Annotated in this window: 1 protein-coding gene and 2 pseudogenes; 2 read left to right on the top strand and 1 reads right to left on the bottom strand. The window is 62.0% G+C overall.

Translation table 11 applies throughout. The features are described 5' to 3' along the window. Nucleotides 1–519, bottom strand: a pseudogene (locus tag WCA53_RS22730) (sorbosone dehydrogenase family protein); the annotation flags it as partial. 337 nt (nt 520–856) lie between these two features. On the opposite strand from WCA53_RS22730, the gene WCA53_RS22725 reads away from it, so the two are divergent. Next, on the top strand, nt 857–1432 hold the full coding sequence (locus tag WCA53_RS22725; RefSeq protein WP_423915802.1) for a cytochrome b: 576 nt from the start codon (nt 857–859) through the stop codon (nt 1430–1432). Nucleotides 1433–1441: 9 nt separating this feature from the next. After that, nucleotides 1442–2124: pseudogene (locus tag WCA53_RS22720) on the top strand (VIT1/CCC1 transporter family protein); the annotation flags it as partial.

The raw sequence follows: 2124 nt of genomic DNA, 5'->3' as shown, positions 1-2124 counted from the left end.
CAGCAGAGCGTCCGTATCGGCAACATATAGTTGATTGCCAATGAGCGCCATCCCGAACGGCGAGTGGAGGCCGCCCAGAAACACGGCCTGAGTCCTCGCGACGCCGCTGCCGTCCACATCGCGTAACAGCACAATGCGATCGGGGCTCGGTACACCGGCGCCTGCGCGCTTCATGACCTGCTTTCTAACCCAGCCGAATAGGCCGCTGCCTTCATCGTGTTCTTTTGGCGCGTCGCTTTCCGCTACGAGTACGTCACCATTGGGCAGCGTGTAAAGCCAGCGCGGGTGCGCGAGGCCACTGGCAAACTCGGTGACGAGAAAGCCAGCGGGAGCGGTGGGCATGAAACCGTCGGGGCGCGCCTGAACAGGCGCGATGTTGACCATCGGAACCAACGACGATTCCGGAGCCGGCATGGCGGGCGACGCGCCGAAGCCCGCGTCGCTTGAACTTGATGGGCCGACCGCGCAGGAGGCCAGCGGCAAAACCATTGAAATAGCCAGACGGTTTAGCAGGCGCATGTGGGTTCCCCACGAAGAGCGTTAATTGATGATGCATGGGAGGAATAGCAAGAAGCCGGCCCGTGACGTTGCCTGCTAAGGGGCAAACTGTTGCCGTGATTCAAGCGGAAAACCTCGGTCTCCCGGCTTCCCGGTCTTGCCGACGCTACGTTGGCGGCTGTGCGGAAACAGCAGCGGAGTCGAGCATCCGGATCGCCCTGCCCAGCGTCAGATTTCCTTGAGGTAGGATCGCTAGAACCGATCGGATTTGTGCAGTGTTTTTTTCGGGCTATGAGTTCAAAATTCGCAGGCTGCGCACCTCATCAATTCATCGGTCGTGGTAACTTGAGGAGCAAGAATGGCTAAGGTCTACGAAATGAAGCGTCCGGCATATGACGCAGTCGCGCGCACTCTGCACTGGCTAACCGTCCTGTTGGTCGCTATGCAATTCGTGATCGGCTGGACGATGCCGGATGTCCACAAAGACACCCAGCCGGTTAATCTGATCGCCTGGCATCTTGGCGTGGGCGCGACGCTCGTCGCCGTGATGGCAATCCGGGTGATCTGGCGACTGACGCATTGGCCCACGCCGGATGAGCTGCCGCCGCTACTCAGCGTCGTCTCGCGCATAACGCATGTTCTCCTCTACGCCGCCCTGGTGCTGGTGCCGCTGCTCGGCTGGATCAACGCGTCCTCACGCGGCTGGACGGTCCGCTTGCTGGGCGTGGTGCCCTATCCGGCGCTGAGCGAACCGGGCTCGGCCTTCGGCCACGAGATGGGGGATGTGCATGGCATCCTCGCATGGGTGCTCTTCGCATTGATTGGTCTGCATGTCGTCGCAGCGCTGTTCCACCGCTTTGTTCTGAAAGACCATGTGCTGCAACGGATGCTGCCCCACGCAGGGCCGTCGCGTGATCAGGGTCGAGACCGCTAGGGTCTGCCAATGCCCAAGGCTCACAAGGAACCGCATCGAATCAAGGCGATTGGCTGGCTACGCGCTGCGGTGCTTGGCGCAAACGACGGCATCATTTCGACGGCAAGTCTGATAATCGGCGTCGCGTCCGCGCACGCCGAACATGGCCATCTGATGCTGACCGGCCTGGCTGGATTGGTAGCCGGCGCGATGTCGATGGCGACAGGCGAGTACGTATCGGTCTCGTCGCAGGCGGATACAGAAACTGCGGCGCTCGCCGAAGAGCAGGCGGAGCTCGATGCGGACGGCGCGCGCGAGCATCGAGAGTTGGCGGCGATTTACGTGCGGCGCGGCCTCGACATGGCGCTTGCCAAACAGGTTGCGCAGGCTTTAATGGCTCACGACGCACTCGGCGCGCATGCCCGCGACGAATTGGGTATTTCGGAAACGACCGCGGCAAATCCATTGCAGGCCGCGCTGGCGTCGGCCAGCAGCTTTTCGGTGGGAGCCGCTTTGCCGCTCATCGTCACGGCGCTCGCCCCGCAGCGATGGGTGGCTCCGAGTATTGCGGGTGACGGCGCTGGTTTCCCTGGCAATCCTTGGCGGACTTGCCGCGCGCGTCGGAGGAGCTAAAGTGGGGCCTGGTGTATTGCGGGTTACCTTCTGGAGCGCGCTGTCGATGGGTGTGGCATCCTTAGTCGGTGCTATATTCG

The organism is Caballeronia sp. (genome assembly GCF_049581465.1).
Taxonomy (GTDB): domain Bacteria; phylum Pseudomonadota; class Gammaproteobacteria; order Burkholderiales; family Burkholderiaceae; genus Caballeronia.
The sequence above is the reverse complement of the archived record's forward strand: the minus strand, read 5'-3'. Positions and strand labels throughout refer to the sequence as shown.

Excerpts from the sequence above, each read along its gene's own strand:
- WCA53_RS22725 (WP_423915802.1), top strand. The coding sequence starts at position 857 with ATGGCTAAGGTCTACGAAATGAAGCGTCCGGCATATGACGCAGTCGCG.